The 16882-nt window shown below is 43.2% G+C and carries 17 protein-coding genes and 1 pseudogene; 8 read left to right on the forward strand and 10 right to left on the reverse strand.

Annotated elements, in window-relative coordinates; genetic code table 11:
- Positions 1-2: 2 nt before the first annotated feature.
- Both DOE51_RS13850 and DOE51_RS13855 read right to left on the reverse strand, forming a co-directional pair.
- Positions 3-368 carry a hypothetical protein gene (locus DOE51_RS13850; protein ID WP_142697141.1) on the reverse strand — a complete coding sequence of 122 codons (366 nt, stop codon included), beginning with the start codon at positions 366-368 and terminating at the stop codon, positions 3-5.
- Between the two features lie 21 nt (positions 369-389).
- Entirely contained in the window at positions 390-725 is a 336-nt protein-coding gene (locus DOE51_RS13855) for a TIGR02147 family protein (protein ID WP_142697142.1), read from the reverse strand.
- A 261-nt stretch (positions 726-986) separates the two neighbouring features.
- On the opposite strand from DOE51_RS13855, the gene DOE51_RS13860 reads away from it, so the two are divergent.
- Both DOE51_RS13860 and DOE51_RS13865 read left to right on the forward strand, forming a co-directional pair.
- Entirely contained in the window at positions 987-1610 is a 624-nt protein-coding gene (locus DOE51_RS13860; protein WP_142697143.1) for a TetR/AcrR family transcriptional regulator, read from the forward strand.
- 45 nt (positions 1611-1655) lie between these two features.
- The gene (locus DOE51_RS13865; protein WP_142697144.1) at positions 1656-2978 is read left to right on the forward strand and encodes a hypothetical protein; all 1323 of its coding nucleotides are present in this window, start codon (positions 1656-1658) and stop codon (positions 2976-2978) included.
- 39 nt (positions 2979-3017) lie between these two features.
- On the opposite strand, the gene DOE51_RS13870 is transcribed toward DOE51_RS13865, so the two are convergent.
- Positions 3018-3524 (reverse strand): DUF1993 family protein, encoded by a 507-nt coding sequence (locus DOE51_RS13870; RefSeq protein ID WP_142697145.1) that lies wholly within the window; start codon positions 3522-3524, stop codon positions 3018-3020.
- Positions 3525-3581: 57 nt separating this feature from the next.
- Entirely contained in the window at positions 3582-4352 is a 771-nt protein-coding gene (locus DOE51_RS13875) for a type 1 glutamine amidotransferase domain-containing protein (protein ID WP_142697146.1), read from the reverse strand.
- Between the two features lie 105 nt (positions 4353-4457).
- On the opposite strand from DOE51_RS13875, the gene DOE51_RS13880 reads away from it, so the two are divergent.
- Positions 4458-5369 (forward strand): LysR family transcriptional regulator, encoded by a 912-nt coding sequence (locus DOE51_RS13880; protein WP_142697147.1) that lies wholly within the window; start codon positions 4458-4460, stop codon positions 5367-5369.
- Here DOE51_RS13880 and DOE51_RS13885 read toward each other — a convergent pair.
- From DOE51_RS13885 to DOE51_RS19455, 3 genes and pseudogenes are all read right to left on the reverse strand, one after another.
- Positions 5358-6680, reverse strand: a complete 1323-nt coding sequence (locus DOE51_RS13885) for a DEAD/DEAH box helicase (RefSeq protein WP_142697148.1) — start codon at positions 6678-6680, stop codon at positions 5358-5360. The two genes, DOE51_RS13880 and DOE51_RS13885, sit on opposite strands and share 12 nt — an antisense overlap.
- Before the next feature lie 152 nt (positions 6681-6832).
- The gene (locus DOE51_RS19325; protein WP_246845098.1) at positions 6833-7285 is read right to left on the reverse strand and encodes a hypothetical protein; all 453 of its coding nucleotides are present in this window, start codon (positions 7283-7285) and stop codon (positions 6833-6835) included.
- A gap of 63 nt (positions 7286-7348) precedes the next feature.
- Positions 7349-7600: pseudogene (locus tag DOE51_RS19455) on the reverse strand (helix-turn-helix domain-containing protein); the annotation flags it as partial.
- Between the two features lie 60 nt (positions 7601-7660).
- On the opposite strand from DOE51_RS19455, the gene DOE51_RS13895 reads away from it, so the two are divergent.
- The 3 genes from DOE51_RS13895 (at position 7661) to DOE51_RS13905 (ending at position 11620) form a co-directional block, all read left to right on the forward strand.
- A complete protein-coding gene (locus DOE51_RS13895; RefSeq protein WP_142697150.1) occupies positions 7661-8329 on the forward strand; it encodes an MCP four helix bundle domain-containing protein in 669 nt (222 codons plus the stop codon).
- A 225-nt stretch (positions 8330-8554) separates the two neighbouring features.
- Positions 8555-9028 (forward strand): hypothetical protein, encoded by a 474-nt coding sequence (locus DOE51_RS13900; protein WP_142697151.1) that lies wholly within the window; start codon positions 8555-8557, stop codon positions 9026-9028.
- 9 nt (positions 9029-9037) lie between these two features.
- Positions 9038-11620, forward strand: a complete 2583-nt coding sequence (locus DOE51_RS13905; RefSeq protein WP_142697152.1) for an erythromycin esterase family protein — start codon at positions 9038-9040, stop codon at positions 11618-11620.
- A 27-nt stretch (positions 11621-11647) separates the two neighbouring features.
- On the opposite strand, the gene DOE51_RS13910 is transcribed toward DOE51_RS13905, so the two are convergent.
- The gene (locus DOE51_RS13910; RefSeq protein ID WP_168196455.1) at positions 11648-12493 is read right to left on the reverse strand and encodes a universal stress protein; all 846 of its coding nucleotides are present in this window, start codon (positions 12491-12493) and stop codon (positions 11648-11650) included.
- Between the two features lie 188 nt (positions 12494-12681).
- Here DOE51_RS13910 and DOE51_RS13915 point away from each other — a divergent pair, with 188 nt between their 5' ends.
- Positions 12682-13596, forward strand: coding sequence for a sigma-54-dependent Fis family transcriptional regulator (locus tag DOE51_RS13915; protein ID WP_142697154.1), 915 nt, complete (start codon positions 12682-12684; stop codon positions 13594-13596).
- Position 13597: 1 nt separating this feature from the next.
- On the opposite strand, the gene groL is transcribed toward DOE51_RS13915, so the two are convergent.
- Entirely contained in the window at positions 13598-15229 is a 1632-nt protein-coding gene (gene groL, locus DOE51_RS13920) for a chaperonin GroEL (RefSeq protein ID WP_142697155.1), read from the reverse strand.
- Positions 15230-15465: 236 nt separating this feature from the next.
- Here groL and DOE51_RS13925 point away from each other — a divergent pair, with 236 nt between their 5' ends.
- Entirely contained in the window at positions 15466-16359 is an 894-nt protein-coding gene (locus tag DOE51_RS13925; protein ID WP_142697156.1) for a universal stress protein, read from the forward strand.
- 6 nt (positions 16360-16365) lie between these two features.
- Here DOE51_RS13925 and DOE51_RS13930 read toward each other — a convergent pair whose 3' ends face one another.
- Positions 16366-16869, reverse strand: coding sequence for a hypothetical protein (locus tag DOE51_RS13930; protein ID WP_142697157.1), 504 nt, complete (start codon positions 16867-16869; stop codon positions 16366-16368).
- Positions 16870-16882: the final 13 nt, after the last annotated feature.

Consider the following 16882-nt stretch of genomic DNA (forward strand, 5'->3'; position numbering starts at 1 on the left):
TTTTAGTACTGACGGTGCATGTCCTTGCACGTAGCGCCTAAAACTAGCAAATTACGGAATTTCGCTTGCATGGTATTATTGCTGATTGAAATCTTCAAAGTAGCACCACCGAATCCGCCCTCGTTAATCGTGATTGGATTCTGTCTTTGTTGCAAAGCCGCCTTAAATTCTTGCGTCATCGTGAAGCCATAGCCGTCACCCACGCCATCATTAGTTAAATAACGAAATGAAACGATATTATTTTTTACATCAAAGCTCACAGAGCATTCTTGTCCGCTGCTATCTTGACCAACGTAACTTACGCTGTCTTGTGCGTGTGCTTGAAGACCGATCAAAGTTAAAACTGCTGCTACTAACATTGTTTTCATAAATCCTCCTTAGGATTATTGTTAAAGGGTCTCTTTCTGTTTAATTAAGCCAATCAATTTTTTTCCTAACTCATCCCTCAACTCATTCGTGGTTGTGGTCGAGTATTCGTTCAAAATATGAAAATACTGTTGTTCAAGTTCATTCAGTTTCATGTTCAAGAGAAATCTTTCAATCATCTCTGCATTCACCCCACGTTTGCCCATCACGACTTGGCGCAGGTAAGAGCGATCTTTAATTCCCATCTCTTCAGCCCACATCTGATAGGAAAAATTTTTTTCAGCAAATTTGCGGTAGGCATACATTTGCTGCAAAAAATGATGAACGTTTAAGAACTCAAAAATATCAGGTTGTCTCATTGACTAAGTTCCTTATTCAAAAATGAAACTCATCCTGAGAGGCCCTAAATTCTCATCCAGCTGTCGTGCCAGATTTCATCGCCACCAATTGAAGGCGCTTCCTTATTTTCGTGAGCAGAGTTTCTGCCCTCGAAGCTGTGGTGTTCCACCTTGTTACTGATTCGTGACAAAGAATACCGGCGTTCACCTAGACTCGCCACACCGTTTGTCAAAGTGTCAATATTTTAGTTTTTTCGCAATTATTCCGATATATTAGATAAGATGAAGAATTTGCAGTTTGATTTAAAGAAAGCCTTTTTTAATAAGCGTTTAGGCATCGCCGAACATCGCCAGTTTCTTATTTTGGAAATGGCGTTAGAGCTGATTCAAAAAAAAGGATTTGAACAGTTGCAGTTTGGAGAACTCGCAAAAAAATGCAAAATTTCACGCTCTCTTGTACATCACTATTTCAAAGACAAACTGGAATTAGCAAACAGTCTTTTAGATTTAAGTACGCTGCATTTACAGAATTACGTACAAACATCTCTCGCAAAAGAGAAAGACAGTAGACTGCATTTTCAAATTTATTGTAAAGCCACTTTGGATTGGGCGGCAGAACATCCTATCGAGGCAACAGGACTTCTGTTATTTATTTATCTTTCATCTCACAATTTGGAAATGCGTCGACGCAACGATCAGCTAAGCGCCCTAGGAAGACAGAAAATCAAACTTCTTTTAACCCAAGCGGGATTTACGGCCCGGATTGATTCGAACGCGCACATTATTCAAACTGTTTTGACTGGATGTTATTTAATTTTGCTGTCTGAAAATCACAGCATCAAAGAGTCGCTGCAGCTGCGCTCGGATTGTTTAAAAACCTGCCTTGCTGTCGCTGTCTCAAAATAAGATTTTGCTCACAAGAAATGGAATGCGTTTTGCTTTATAAAAGGCATGAAGTTCGCTCTTGTTTTATTCGCATTTATAGCCCTTTTCAGACCCGCTTTTGCCTTGGCGCAAGTCAGCTGCGATTCCATTTTTGTCACTGCGTCTGATTTAGGTGAATACGGCTTAAATGCTGAAGCCATGGAGCCCTACTACATGGCGATGTTCAGGACCACACAAACTGTAAGTGGCATTAATACCCGCACTGGAATCATCACTCAAGATATCCTCAATTCAACAACTTCAGAATACGGCACGATTATCACAAAATTCAAACCACGAGGAAACCTTGTCAGCACCGACTTAAGTTTCCGTCAGCGTGTGAACGAAAATATCGAATTTGTTTTACAATCCTATTCAGAACGTCGTGACTGGTCCCCGGACTTGCGCGTGCATCTGAAGGCAGAAGCCGAGCACTATGCCGAGCAAAGCACCTACATTGAAGTTCGTAAACTCAATCAGGATACCTATCTGCCTGAGGACCTCATCGGTACGATGAAAATCGTAAAAGTAGATCCCACAACACCCATTAAAAAACTACCCTTGGAAGCAGATTTTTCTGTGACGATGCCAAGTAATGCCGGCAGAAAATTCGAGCCCGCAAACTTCGTAGTCGACAAGGATCAAAACAAAACCGGAACATCTGAAATCTTCACTCAATTGATTCTACATGCTCGCGAGCAATTAAAAGATCCACGTCATGAACCGAACAAAATGATGTACTACACTCCCGGTGATAAACTGGGTGTAAAGATGTACGGCAAACTGGGGTTCGTAGCAGTTCCGGGATTTGAAGCTCCGATTAAGGAAGGAACTAAAGATTGGTGGATGATCGGCAGCACGGCCGAAAATCTTGCGAATCTGCCTGAACGCTTAGAGCAAAATCGTGCACAATGGCGTCCTGAAGATATCGAGTGGATGTCAGAGCTGGTCAAAAAATTTGAAGGCCTCAAAGGAACTAAAACTGAAATTGAAGGTCACCGCACTAAGGACATCACTTTAGCGGAAGGCTCCCCTATGGTAAAAGAAATGGGCGTGTTTATTACCGAGCCATTTAGCTATGAGGGTGAACACTATCGTCGTCTGGATGTTCACTCAATAGGTGGTGGTGACGTTGACATTCAAGTGCGCATCCCTGAAAAAGATTTTCCGCTTAAAAACGGCTGGCGCTCTGACGAAAACTCGATTCAGATGTTCTATCAAGACGGAATTTTAAAAGTACAAAGTCCCTTGCTGAGAATTTCTTTAGCACTTAAAACAGATGGCGCATTTAAAAAGCCAGAATACTTACGAGTCAAAGAGCGCCGCTATAATCTTCGCGCTCGCTTTTAAAAAACAAAGGGTTCCGTGCGGAACCCTTTAAAAAGACATCTATTTTTTAAAAGGCATCGCGCCCAAATAATCTTTTTTACCCACATCAACACCGTTATGGCGAAGGATTGAGTACGCCGTCGTTACGTGGAAATAAAAGTTCGGCAATGCGTGGTGAGACACGAATTCAGCACCCGTCACCCATTGACCTTCCCAACGTGGAGTCGTGATTTGTTTTGTTTCAGAGCCTTTGAAATCAGCCGCTGACAATGATTCCAAATATTGAATCGTGCTTTTGATTCGCTCTTGGAACTCAGCATAAGTTTTTTCAGTATCAGCGTGTGTCGGAGCAGGTTTTTCAGTCAAACGGAAAGCTGCAAGTTTCGCTGTATCACAAGCAATTTGAATTTGGCGAGTCAAAGGGAATTGATCTGGAGCCAAACGAGAATGTAGCAGAACATCCATGTCGAACTTTTTAGTTTCGGCATAGCGTGCGCCCTTTTCCAGAATGTGTTCGAGGTTGTGAAGCATTTTGATAAAATAAGGAACTGTGATTTCATAAAGCATAGGGCACCTCCTGCAGGTGCCCTATTTAAGCGAAGCTTTTGCAAAGAAACAAGATTCTTATTTATTTGCTTCCAAAATCTTTACAAGCTCACGACCGACACTGTGCGCAGATTGTGGGTTCTGTCCTGTCACCAAGCGACCATCGACGACCACCTTATCTTCCCAGTTTTTGCCGCCTTCGTAATTTGCTCCGCGCTCTTGCAATTTAGACGCTAACAAAAACGGAACGACTTTCGTAAGACCTACTTCAGCCTCTTCTGCATTCGTGAAGCCATTTACTTTCTTGCCTTTGATCAAATATTCGCCGTTAGAAAGTTTAATATCGACCAAGGCTGCTGGGCCGTGACACACAGCTGATACGACACCGTTATTTTCATAAATTCCCGCAGCAACGCGGCTTAAATCTTTATTGCCCGGGAAATCAAACATCGCCCCGTGCCCGCCTGCAAAGTGAATCACTCGATATTTCTTCGTATCCACTTTTGCTAATGGCAATGTGTTTTGCATCTGGTTCATGACACTTGCATCTGCCAAAAACTTCTCATTTTCTTCGTCTTTCGTGTCTTTGCTGCCTGGGTCCATGGGCGCCGCCCCACCTTTAGGACTTGCGAAATCAACCGTATAACCAGCGTTCACAAGCGGATAATAGACGTGAGTCACTTCAGACAAATACCAACCCGTAGGCTTCCCGGTATTACCGAGCTGACCATGGCTTGATACAACGATTAATGCGCGCTTTTCCATATTCTGACCTTTCTTAGTTTGTGCATGCGTAACCTGCGTAAATAATGAAACACCTAATAAAAGAGTGGGTATAACCTTAAACATTAAAACCTCCAGTGAGTTGACACCTTTAAAGTTGCCAGCCCAGCCCTCATAAATCCAATTCATTGTTTTCATATAAGCTATCGATTATATTCATATCGAGGATTTATGAAGAAAACGCTGGATTTAAATCTATTGATCGTCGCCGAAAGCCTCTATCGCACTTTGAATGTCTCAAAGACGGCGCAAGAACTGAATGTGACACAGTCTGCGATAAGTCATGGTCTCAATAAATTGCGTCTGCACTTTGATGATCCACTCTTCGTTCGAGCTTCTAAAGGCATGACTTTGACCGAGACGGCTAAGCGTCTGAAACCACAAATCGAGGCGTTAGTCCATCAGGCCCAAGCCCTGACACAAGATAGTGAAAAATTCGATCCTCTGAAGGCTCAAGATCGCATCACGATTGCAACGACGGACTATGTTGAGATCTTAGTGATGCCCGCGATTTTGAAACGCCTTAAAGAGGAAGCTCCGCACTTACAGATTTCTATTCGCCCCACAAAAGGCGAATTTCCAAAAACGGAACTGGAAGATGGAACTTATGATTTTGCGATCGCAGGATTTTATAAAAATCTTCCTGAGGGATTTTATGAAACCAAAGTCCTCGAAGAGACCTTTTCAACAGCCTACCGAAAAAAACATCCCCTTATTCGCGGAGAATTAAAAGCAAATCAGTTTTACGAACTGGATCATTCTTTGATTACGCTGCAAGGGGATTTTAAAGACAGCTTGGCCACTAAGGCGAGCGGGAAAACGAAACTGCGCCACATCGTTTATGGCTCCTACAGTTTTACCGGAATGGCATTCGTGCTTGCGCAATCAGATGTTGTTCTGACCGCGCCAACTTTGTTGTTAGAAAAATATAAGGAGTATTTTCCGATTCAAGTTCAACCCACTCCCGTTCCGATGGGAACGATTACGTTACGAATGTTGTGGCATTCGCGAACACATAAAGATCCATTACGACTGTGGTTCCGTAATCTATTAAAGAGCGAGTTCGCGAAATTAAAAACCTAAACGTTTCGCTTTTGCACCGGGCTTTGCTTTGGGTTTCGAGCCAGGTTTAAACGCAGGCTTCTTACCTTCTAGAGCTTTGCTTGATAGCGCGGCTTTGCCTTCTGGTTTCTTGAAGCCTTTCTTCGCAGGCTTTCTGTCAGATTCCTTAACGTGCAAACGCTTACCGTCCTTATCTTTAAAGCGCTCTTTCAGTTCTTTCGCTGATTGACCTTTGCCTTCAAGTTTCGCAATCAAAGGAAGATCACGTTCAGTCACAAGATTGATCACTAAACCTTCGCGACCCGCACGCGCGGTACGACCTGCGCGATGAAGGTAATTATCCATTTGTTGCGGCAGATGATAATTCACAACGCGTCCCACGTGTTCTAAATCCAAACCGCGCGCAGCTAGATCCGTTGAAATCAACAAATCCACTTCGCCGTTACGGAATTTTTTAAGATTCGTGCGACGTTCGTTTTTATCCATTTCGCCGCGATAAAGAACGCACTTATAACCATGATCGTTAATTTCTTTAGCGATCTTATCGCATTGCTCGCGCGTATTCGCGAATACGATTGTGCCGCCTTCAATTTTCTTTTTAATGATTTTTTCAAAGATCGGCCAACGAAGACCGTCGATCACAGTTTCATTTTTTGTCGTCAGAGTTTTGACTGTCTTACCACTGCCACCACTGCGAACCACTTCCGCTTTTGCAAAAAGTGAATTCATCATCTCTTCAACGTTTTTAGAAACTGTTGCTGAGAATAACGCCATTGGAATATCTTGCGGGCATGTATCGACGATATAATTTGAATCCGTCAAAAAGCCTTTATCCAACATCTGATCGGCTTCATCAAAAACCAAAACGCGCACATCAGACAAATCAATCAACTCTTGATCAAGCAGTTGAATCAAACGACCCGGTGTTGCTAATAAAATTTCAAATGAACCGCTGATATTGCGAGTTGCCTGCTCCATACTCATGCCACCAAGGGCTGGACGCACACGCAAACGCGTATCATGTGTGAAGCTTTTGAAAACCTTTGCAACCTGCTCGCCCAAATCACGAGTTGGGACCATCACCACGGCACGCGGTGCCGCTTCAGCTTTTACTGGATCGCCATCTTCTTCCAATTTCTTCAGCATGTGCAAAAGCGGCAAAGCATAGGTCAGTGTTTTACCACTGCCCGTTTCAGAAACACCGACGACAGATTGCCCCGACATCAGTAAGGGAATCGCCATGCGTTGGATCTCTGTCGGTGTAAAAATACGCGCCGCTTTAAGGGTTTTAAGAATAGAGGGTAAAAGTCCGAAGTCAGTGAAGTTGTTCATGCCCGGCAATGTATACGGAATCAGTCAGAAAAGCGCGCCTTTTCATCATCCAGACTAAAAGTATGGCCAAAGCGATCACTTTTAGAGAGAAAAGTGCCTAAACATTGGCCAGTCCTATATTGATTGCACTCTAATTTCGAGCTTAGCTCTCGCTAATATACGAAAGTCTTTGATGAAACATTTTTCTGTAACCATTGTTCCAACTCGTGACGAGATGTCACGTCTTGGACATAGCATTCCGAAATTGGCGCATCGGGATTCAAACTAATATTGGGATGATAAGATTCAATCGCGCGAAAACCATTGGGAAAAACGTAAAAATTCTGAATCAACGCGCTAGAAATCTTGGCGCGATACAAGAACTCCCAACGCTCTGCTGATGTTCCGTCGATATTATATAAATCGAGATTATTGTTATTATCTGGCAGACCGAAATCGACGGCAAGTTTCTGGGTGAAGCTTGCTCGGTTATACTCAATCTTCGCCATACATGATGCATCCATCTGAAACGGCCGCCACTGATCTTTCAAAATCACACTCTGTGCAAAATTCAAATCATCTTGGGTCACGGCTACGCGTGCATCGAGTTCAAAGAAACTATTCATCTCACGAGTGCTCGTGACTTCTTTAATTTGAAGATTGAAGCTGTCAGTGGGTCTAATTAAGGACGCAATCGGAACGTCTAAAACTCTCGCGATACTTTGCAGTGTCTCGAGTTTAGGCTCGACCTCGCCGCACTCCACCCTCTGTAGATTTCGATGGGACATTCCGACCAACTCGGCCATGTCGATTTGCGAGAGCGAACGTGCTCTACGATAGAAACGAATTGTGTAGCCTATTTTATCAAGAGTGTGCCGGGAAAATATTTTCACAAGACAAAGCATCGCACGAAAATGATGTTTCAACAATATGACAGCCATGGCGTACTAATCTGTTAAAATGCGCCGAAATGGAACACGTAAGCAAAGTCTGGAGTGTTCATGAAGTTTCGTCTTAATCTTGGAAAGGGGTTGATAGGCCTTAGCATTGGTATAAGTCTCGGTATTTTTTTGGCAGCGACTTGCACCTACTGGTTTATGAGAAGTACCCAAGATAAACACGAAAACGTTGCACGCGGAGTCCTTGATGATGTTATTGCCATTGACTCCGCGTTTTTGAATTTCAAGCAGACAAGAATTACGTTGCGCACTCTGGGAATTCCAGCGATCACTCCAGAACAACAACAACAGACCGTTATGCAAATCGCAAACTCCATTGCCGCAGTCGATGAAGATCTTAAAAAGCTTCATCGTGATAATTTAATTGAAGGCGAAGCCGAACTCATCGCCCAAATCGATCATTCCTGGCTACAATTCAAGCAAATGGGACGTAAAATCATGGAGTTTCACCAACAAGGAACTCCAGCTTCACAAGTAAAATTGAATCGTATTTTTTTTAGAGAGTGTCCCGATGCCGCGGCTGACTTTATGAGAAGCGTTGATGCCCTTCGTAACTTTCTAACTCAGAAACAAAAAACGTGGCTCAGTGAGGCTCGCGAAGTTGCCCGTATTAATAACGAAAGATTTTTTGGCATCGCGATTATCGGGGCTGTACTTGGTGGAATACTAAGTACAATTTACTCAGTGAATCTAATTCGCGGCCAAAAATGAGCGGCGCAATCGGTCGAGCAAGGAAAAATGGGCACCGACTACAACTCCCCACTGCCCTAACGAGAAAATGCAAATTTCATAATTTTGTCGACATGCAGAGACCATAGCACATTGGACAAATTGTCATAATAGTGCGCCGGACTGACTCAGTTAAATCTGTCTTGAACCCTCTACAACGTTTTCAAATGGCTTGCGTCTTGCTGGCGTAATCTGAAGGAGAGTTCTATGTCTAAATTCGTATTAGTTTTGTCCTCTTTTCTTTTCATCATCGGTTGCGCAACGACAAAGGAACAAGAGGCCAGCCTGGATCAAAAAATCAAAGCAGAACAACCAGCCAACACACCTGAAGAAATCGCTTTGCGTGCCGCAGAGGTATTCGCCTCTGCACCTGGTCTAACGATGGATCAAAAGACAAAACTTCATGCCTTGTACTTAAAGACCTATGCCGATTCGCGAGAGATTCGAAAAGAGATTGGTCAAATGAAGTCGTTACTCTTTAAAGAAGCCGCCATGAAAAAATTCAATTCTAAGGATATTACTGAACTGACTCGTCGGATCGTCGAAGCAGATCAACGACGTTTGAATGTGATGTTTTCCGCGTTTCAAGAAATGCAGAAAATAGTCGGTTATGGTGAGAATAAAAAAGAAATTTATGAACACTTGCGAAACTATGACTACCCGGGAAACGCAAGTCGCTAGGAGCAGGATATGGAACGCCTTGAGAATCGAATGACCGCAGGAAAATTGCTTGCTGAACGAATAGCAGATTTGCATCTACAAAATCCAATAGTCATAGCACTTCCGCGTGGAGGCGTTCCTGTTGGTTTTGTGGTTGCAAGCACATTAAGATGTTCTCTTGATGTTACGATGACAAAAAAAGTTGGCGCGCCCGACAATCCTGAACTTGCAATCGGGGCTGTCGGCGAAGACGGTACTACAGTTTTGAATCAAGAACTTGTGCAATATTTAAAAATCGAAAAGGCGCTAATTAAAAAGCTCGCTGCAAATAAAACCAAGGAAATTGCCCAACAGATTAAAAAATTCCGCACCAATAAAACTCGAGAAACTTTAAACGGTAAAGACGTCATTGTGGTAGATGATGGCCTTGCAACTGGCGCGACCATGATCGCCGCGTTACAAGTTTTGCGAAAGCAAAACCCAAGAAAAGTCATCGTCGCATTACCGGTTGCACCTGCTGATAGCATTCAACCCTTAAAAGAAGTTGCTGACGAAGTTGTGTGTTTATTAGCTCCCAAAAATTTTACCGCTGTGGGTCTGTGGTACGAAGATTTCGACCAGGTCTCAGATGAAGAAGTCATCCGCCTGTTAGAACTATCCCGCCATGAGCAGTCCTTTATACAAGAGCGAGAAATTACCATAGAAGATGGGCCTGATTCCGTTACAGGTGACCTGACACTACTCAACAATAGCAAAGGCCTAATAATTTTTGCGCATGGGAGTGGCAGCAGTCGTAAGAGCCCGCGAAATCAATATGTCGCAACTGAACTAAATAAGATTGGTTTTAGTACGCTTCTTTTCGATCTTCTTACAGATGAAGAGGCCGCCAACAGGGCTAACGTTTTTAACATTCCATTACTTGCTCGCCGTCTTAATCTGGCTACTGACAAAATGGCATCTTTGCCGGAAACCAGCAGCCAACCTATCGGTTATTTTGGTGCAAGCACCGGTGCTGGCGCAGCGATCATGGCCGCCGCTCAAAGTTCTAAAAAAATATTCGCTGTCGTCAGTCGAGGTGGAAGACCCGATCTGGCAGCAGAAGCTCTGAGAAAGGTAACGTCGCCTTGTCTTTTGATCGTCGGTGGCAATGATGAGCCGACCCTGTCATTAAATCGAGAAGCGTCTCTACAGATAAAATCATGCGAACTGGTCGTGGTTCCAGGAGCGACTCATTTATTTGAAGAGGAGGGTACTCTTGCAGAAGTTGTTGAGCATGCTTCTTCGTGGTTCCTATTCCAGATCAATGGCTCACCTAATCCACATCCTATTGAATCCATTGTTGCGGAGTTGGAAAAAAAAGCAGTTCCATTTCGCGGAGACAATAGCCTCGATGGATTGATCGAACAAATCGCCAAGTCACGCATTGTTATGCTAGGTGAAGCCACACATGGCACTCATGAATTTTATGTTCTACGACGAATGATTTCTGAACGTCTCATTCGAAAGCACGGTTTCAAATTTATTGCCGTTGAAGGTGACTGGCCAGATTTTCAGCGAATTAACCAGTTTATTCGCAATGAAACAAAATCCAGTGCTTCCGAGGCGCTTCAAGGATTTTCGCGCTGGCCGACATGGATGTGGGCCAATGAAGAAATCGTTTCTCTGGTTGAATTTCTAAAAACAGAAATGGTTCCTATGTTTGGTCTTGACGTTTATTCATTATTCGAATCCATCGAGGCCGTTAAGGAATATGCCCAAGCAAAAGATCTTAATCTTTTGCTTGCCGTTGAGGGAGCCTATGCCTGCTTAAATCCATTTCAAAAAGACGAAAAAGAATATGCAAGACATCTGCTTCAGTTCCCTGAAGGGTGTCGACACGAAGTAGTTTCTATTTTGAGAAAACTTCTCCGTTTGCGAATTAACGACCTTCACCAATCGAAGGAGCAGCTATTCGACGTTCAACAAAACGCACGTATCGTAGCAAACGCAGAAGAATACTATCGTCGTATGTTGTTCGGTGGACCCGAATCTTGGAATGTGCGCGATCGCCATATGATTGACACCTTAGATATGCTTCTGAAAAATTGGGGCCCTGATAGTAAATGCATAATTTGGGCACACAACAGTCATATAGGCGACTATCACGCAACTGAGATGGTGCACCAAGGGTACGTTAATTTAGGAGGTTTAGCGCGTGAACGTTTCGGCATGGATGCTGTTGCTCTTGTCGGATTCGGTACTTACCAAGGACAGGTGATCGCCTCGCACGCTTGGGAAGGTCAAGAGACTGTGATGAATTTGCCACGCGCTAAAGATTCATCTTTCGAAGGCTTTTGCCACAAGACCACGCAGAATCTTAAAACTTCAGGCTTCAGTGTCATATTTGATGCAGAGACCAGAGCAAGTGTTTTAGGAAAACGAACTTATGGCCATCGCGCTGTTGGAGTCGTGTACGACCCTAAACATGAAAACAAAGAATTAAACTATGTTCCGACGATACCCGCGCAACGCTACGACGCATTTGTGTTTGTCGATGAAACATCTGCCGTTCATCCAATTAAAACGAAAACAAGCGCCTTGGATTTTCCCGAAACTTGGCCCGGAGGAGTATGACGTGATCTGGTCCCGAATTGAAAAAGGTCAAACCTTCCTATTGATGACCATTACAGGACATTTTGCCAACATCAAAACCTTTTTAACGTTGCTACCTATCAGTGAATACGGCAATGACATTGGTCGAGAAGGCATTATGATAAGCCCGGCCCGCGCACGACTTGCCTCTTGAATAATCTCTTCCGCCAACGAATTATGATCCACGCTAAAATGAACGCTCGACTCAATACCGGCGGAACGCAAATGGCGAGTCCATCTTTTTGCGGTCTTTCCACGTTGCACTTTTATTTCGTTCATCACTGACCGTGAATGATGTTCAATTTGGTTAAATAGTTCCAGAGGCGATTTGCTTTGCTGAACAAACCGAATAACTAATTTCATTGCAATAAGCGAGCTCCTTTTAAAGTCCGTCGGAAAAATAATAGGGGCATCAAAGCGCTTAACCTGTGCATTCACATTCAACACGACCGTTGGCACAAGTGTCTGAGCTAAAAGGGCTTCAGTAAATCCTCCAAGGTGAAAAAAAGCGCCACTCAGATTGCGGGCTCTAACAAAAATATAAGAAGCCTTAAGATCAACAGCATACCTATTAAAGCGAGCTGCCATTTTGCGACGTGAACTAGAACGGATGACTAGGATTTTCGGCAAATTAAATTCTGCGGGGAAATAGTCACGAAGGTTTGCGGTAATAGTGTCAGTATCAAGGGGGAGCGACTGCAATTTGTCTTCCGTAAAAATCGACAGCGGTTGCACCTGACATTCAAGTTTTTGGCTCCACTCACGGAGTATCTTTAGCGTCGTAGGGGTTTCATCGTTAAGATGATCTGGATCGATGGCCCATAGAATTATTTTATTCTTTGCAGCGTTTGACATACAAGTCATCCTAACAAAAGCGGTGTTGAAAAACCTTTTGTGTTTTTATCGGCCAAATCACATCACCACAGTCCACATCAGAATTGTAACTCCCCAACTGAAAATCGTTGAATTAAACTTTTGAATACCTGTGTATTCCATGATTAGGAGTTCATGTGAACCCTGCGTCCCCCCCAGAATTCAGTTCGATGAATAAACAGATTCAGGAAATGATTCGTGCGTTACCACGCATTGCCGCTACTGACGCAAATATTCTTATTCAAGGCGAAAGTGGAACCGGCAAAGAAATGCTGGCTAAATATATTCATCACCTAAGCCCAAGAGTTAACAAACCTATGTTAGCAATCAACTGCTCTGCCATTCCAGAAAATCTGCTAGAATCTGAATTTTTTGGGCACCGCAAAGGATCGTTCACGGGCGCCGTCAATGATCATAAAGGAATTTTCGAATCCGCTCGCGGTGGCACCGTCTTTCTTGATGAGATTGGTGATATGCCCATACATCTTCAGTCAAAACTTTTACGCGTCATTCAGGAACGAACGGTTCGTCCCATTGGTTCTTCATTTGAGCATAAAGTTGATTTCACAATTATCGCAGCAACTCATAAAAATCTAAAGTCGGAAATCAGAAATGGAAAGTTTCGTGAAGATCTTTATTACCGACTTAATGTCATTCCGATTAATTTACCGCCGCTACGACAGCGCCAGGAAGACATACCGAATTTAGTTCGGAGTATCTCGGGTCAAATCAGCAAAAAATATTTCAAACAGATAGAAATTCCATTTTCCGAAGCGGCGTTGCTGGAGTTACAAAAACGCCCTTGGCCCGGCAACGTCAGAGAACTTGAAAACTATGTCGAGCGAATAATTATCTTGAATATTAATAAGCAAATAATAGAAAAAGATGATCTTATTTACGATGACGAACGAGAAGATTCATGTGGCGCTTTTGCCTCTTATCACAAATTACCAACCCTTTCGGATCTTCAAGACGATTATGTTCGTTACGTTTTAAACTGCGTCAACCTTCATCAAGGGAAAGCAGCCGAAATCTTAGGGGTCAGTCGTAGAACGATTTCGCGAAAATTGAATCAAAAGACCTAAGTTAAAGGTTTTTATTCTCTTCAGGGTAATCAGCAATCCCTTTTTCTTTTTCATCACCAATGTCCACAAGAGTCGCTTCCGTAAGTAACAATACGCTTGCCACTGACACTGCATTTTCTAAAGCAATTCGCACAACTTTAGTGGGATCAATAATCCCTGCTTCAACTAGATCAACAAATTCATTTTTAGAGGCATCGAACCCATAGCTTCCATTGTGGGACATCATTTTTTCTACAACCACTCCTCCATCGGCACCAGAATTGGCAGCGATTTGACGGGTTGGACCTTCTAAGGCTTTCCTTAAAATCTTTACACCCGTTTTTTCATCACCTTCACAATTCCCTTCCAACTCTACCAATGCTTTCGATGCTCTTAATAATGATAAGCCCCCTCCAGGAACAACACCCTCGGCAATCGCGGCTCTTGTCGCACTGATAGCATCCTCAAGCGCCTCTTTTCGATTCTTCAATTCAGCCTCAGAGGGTGCTCCAACATAAATAACTCCAATGCCACCAGAAAGTTTAGCTAGTCGCTCCTCAAGTTTTCCTTTGTCATATTCAGATTTCGTTTTCTGTAACTGACGTCGAATTTCTTCCTTGTGATCCTCGATAAGTTCCTTTTTGCCTAAGCCGCCGACAATCGTCGTATTTTCTTTGTCTATTACCACACGGGAACAACGGCCCAAATCCTTAAGAGTGATGTGAGCTAAAGACAATCCTGCATCTTCAGAAATAAGAATGCCACCGGTCAAAACCGCAAGATCTTGAAGCAAATTTTTTTTCCGGTCTCCGAATCCGGGAGCCTTAACCGCTGCACAATGTAGCACCCCGCGAATCTTGTTAACGACTAGAGTCGCCAACGCATCATTTTCAAAATCATCTGCAATAATTAGAAGTGCTGCGCTTGTTTTTGACACCTCTTCTAATAATGGGACTAGCTCTTGCATGCCAGCCACTTTCTTTTCACATAATAAAATATAAGGAGCTTCCAATATCGCAGCCATTTTTTCGGAATCAGTTACAAAATACGGCGACAAATATCCTCGATCGAATTGCATGCCTTCTACCACTTCCAAATGAGTTTCGGTTCCTTTGGCCTCCTCCACGGTCACAACGCCTTCAGATCCCACTTTGTCCATCGCTTGTGCAACCAGAACGCCGATTGAACTATCGTTATGTGCAGAGATCGCCGCCACTTGTGCCTTTTCTTTAGAAGTCGATACACTTTTAGAAAGGGACTTAATAGTATTTACTGAGACGGATAAGGCTTTCTCTAAGCCATGCTTCAAATCAACTGCACTCGCGCCAGCAGCGACGTTATGCAACCCCTCAGAGTAAATTTCTTGAGCTATCACAATCGAAGTACTCGTTCCGTCGCCAACTGCATCGCCTGTTCGTTCCGCAGTCTCTCGAATCATTTGCGCGCCTAAATTATTTTCTGGATCTTTTAGCTCGATTGCTTTGGCAATTGTAACCCCGTCGTTACATACGATGGGATGTCCCCATTTCCTTTGAAGAAGCACACATTTTGATTTCGGCCCCAGAGTCAATCGAACCGTCTCACTAAGAATGTTCACACCTTCAAGAATTTTTTCCCGTGCCAAGTTGTGAAAAAGAATTTTCTTATATGACATATTCGTTACCTCGCAAAAGAAGACTCGAATTGGCTCAATTATAATTCTCGTGCTGTTTGAAGTGGCTTAATTTTATTTTAAGTTGCTTAACGACATCTCACCACGGAATGAGACAACTAAGCCACGGTTTCGCGACAGGTTGTCTCATTCTTTCTAATCATTTCTTCGTACAAACTCCATAAGGCGGCCCATGATTTGCTTCTCTTTAGATATCTCGTAAAATTCAGGAGTTTCCCATGCTGTTCATTTGGGCTTTCGATCCACAGAAAAATCCAAAAGATTCCCTGCAAATGATAAAAGAAATTAAGTTTTGGGCCGATCGATTTAAAGCCAAAGTTCAACCTGTATGCGTTTTAACTGATTCCATACTTGAGATTGATCCCAATTTAGATACGAAGAATTACCGCGAATATGTCAATAGGATGGTGGCAAAATATCTTTCTCTCACTTCATCAAAAAGTTTTTTGCCGGCTAAAATCTTGAGCTCATCGTCGCCATCGCGTCGAAAGAAAGCTCTCGTCCTATCAGAATATGCAAAACAAAACGAAGCAGACATTATTTTTATCAACAGTCACGAACGCAGTGCTTGGCGGCCGCTTCGCCTCGGCGGCTTTTGCCAGGCTCTTATAGAACTCACCGAGTCTCCAATGGTCGTGCTTAATCCCGAGGTGCAACATTCCAAACGCATCTCTACAGTTCTTTTTCCCACGGATTTCGATCGCGCATCCAAGACAGCTCTGTCACATATAGTTCCGTGGATTCAAAAATTGAAAGCAAAATTACTTCTTTTCAGTCGCGTCGAGGTTTCGATTTATTACATGGGTAGTACAAGTGCCATGCCTTCTTTCGTTGATGCCGACTATTTTATTCATCGAATGGAGGACGTTAGGAAAGGACAAGCCCATAAATGGAAAAAGCGGCTGACGTCTTCAAAGATTGAAAACGACGCTATAATTCAAAAAGAAAAAAAATCTCTCGCTAACGATATTGTTAATGTCGCCAAACAACAGAAGGCCGATCTCATCGCATTGGTAAATGTCCGACAACCTCGAGCGGAAAGATTTCTGGGAAGCACCGCTCGAGACGTTTTAGTGACTAGTCCATGTCCTGTCTTAATCTTAAGACCATGACGCTAGTTATTTTTTTCGATTCGCAAGTTTCAGAAAAAAATCATTTTCTTGCTTCTTCGAAGCCTTCACCTTTTTAGGTGCGGGCTTTTTCTTTTTCTCGGCACCGTCCACGGCTTTCACTCGCGGAGTGCTCGCAGATTTTAAGTACAATCCTATTAGCGGATTATTTTTAGAAATCTCTCGCATCACAAGGCGCACTTCTTCTTCGAAGTTTTCTGAACTTGCTGGAATATAAAGCCAATCTTTGCTGACGGGATGATTTTCTAGAAATGAATACTTCAGAAAAAGTGCATTTTGCTTTTTGTATTCAATTGGCAGGATCAGACCATTCCACAACGGAAACGGATACGTGACACCTTTGTGTTCGTAGCTACTATCTGCCTGTTCTACTAAGATAAGAATCATCTTTGTATCAAGAAAATAGGCCATCCCCCCGTGCTTCGGTATCGAAATCACGTCGGGCGGCAACAGCTCTTCTATCCAGTAAAGATTGTCCAGGGTTTCAAACATGGTTCTAAAATAG

The sequence above is a fragment of the Bdellovibrio sp. NC01 genome, assembly GCF_006874625.1.
In the GTDB taxonomy this organism is placed as follows: Bacteria; Bdellovibrionota; Bdellovibrionia; order Bdellovibrionales; family Bdellovibrionaceae; genus Bdellovibrio.

Excerpts from the sequence above, each read along its gene's own strand:
- DOE51_RS13900 (WP_142697151.1), top strand. The coding sequence starts at position 8,555 with ATGTCTAAATTCGTATTAGTTTTGTCCTCTTTTCTTTTCATCATCGGT.
- DOE51_RS13875 (WP_142697146.1), bottom strand. The coding sequence starts at position 4,352 with ATGTTTAAGGTTATACCCACTCTTTTATTAGGTGTTTCATTATTTACG.
- DOE51_RS13910 (WP_168196455.1), bottom strand. The coding sequence starts at position 12,493 with ATGTCAAACGCTGCAAAGAATAAAATAATTCTATGGGCCATCGATCCA.
- DOE51_RS13860 (WP_142697143.1), top strand. The coding sequence starts at position 987 with ATGAAGAATTTGCAGTTTGATTTAAAGAAAGCCTTTTTTAATAAGCGT.
- DOE51_RS13855 (WP_142697142.1), bottom strand. The coding sequence starts at position 725 with ATGAGACAACCTGATATTTTTGAGTTCTTAAACGTTCATCATTTTTTG.
- DOE51_RS13930 (WP_142697157.1), bottom strand. The coding sequence starts at position 16,869 with ATGTTTGAAACCCTGGACAATCTTTACTGGATAGAAGAGCTGTTGCCG.
- DOE51_RS13925 (WP_142697156.1), top strand. The coding sequence starts at position 15,466 with ATGCTGTTCATTTGGGCTTTCGATCCACAGAAAAATCCAAAAGATTCC.
- groL (WP_142697155.1), bottom strand. The coding sequence starts at position 15,229 with ATGTCATATAAGAAAATTCTTTTTCACAACTTGGCACGGGAAAAAATT.
- DOE51_RS13895 (WP_142697150.1), top strand. The coding sequence starts at position 7,661 with ATGAAGTTTCGTCTTAATCTTGGAAAGGGGTTGATAGGCCTTAGCATT.
- DOE51_RS13885 (WP_142697148.1), bottom strand. The coding sequence starts at position 6,680 with ATGAACAACTTCACTGACTTCGGACTTTTACCCTCTATTCTTAAAACC.
- DOE51_RS13850 (WP_142697141.1), bottom strand. The coding sequence starts at position 368 with ATGAAAACAATGTTAGTAGCAGCAGTTTTAACTTTGATCGGTCTTCAA.
- DOE51_RS13905 (WP_142697152.1), top strand. The coding sequence starts at position 9,038 with ATGGAACGCCTTGAGAATCGAATGACCGCAGGAAAATTGCTTGCTGAA.
- DOE51_RS13865 (WP_142697144.1), top strand. The coding sequence starts at position 1,656 with ATGAAGTTCGCTCTTGTTTTATTCGCATTTATAGCCCTTTTCAGACCC.
- DOE51_RS19325 (WP_246845098.1), bottom strand. The coding sequence starts at position 7,285 with ATGAATAGTTTCTTTGAACTCGATGCACGCGTAGCCGTGACCCAAGAT.
- DOE51_RS13880 (WP_142697147.1), top strand. The coding sequence starts at position 4,458 with ATGAAGAAAACGCTGGATTTAAATCTATTGATCGTCGCCGAAAGCCTC.
- DOE51_RS13915 (WP_142697154.1), top strand. The coding sequence starts at position 12,682 with ATGAATAAACAGATTCAGGAAATGATTCGTGCGTTACCACGCATTGCC.
- DOE51_RS13870 (WP_142697145.1), bottom strand. The coding sequence starts at position 3,524 with ATGCTTTATGAAATCACAGTTCCTTATTTTATCAAAATGCTTCACAAC.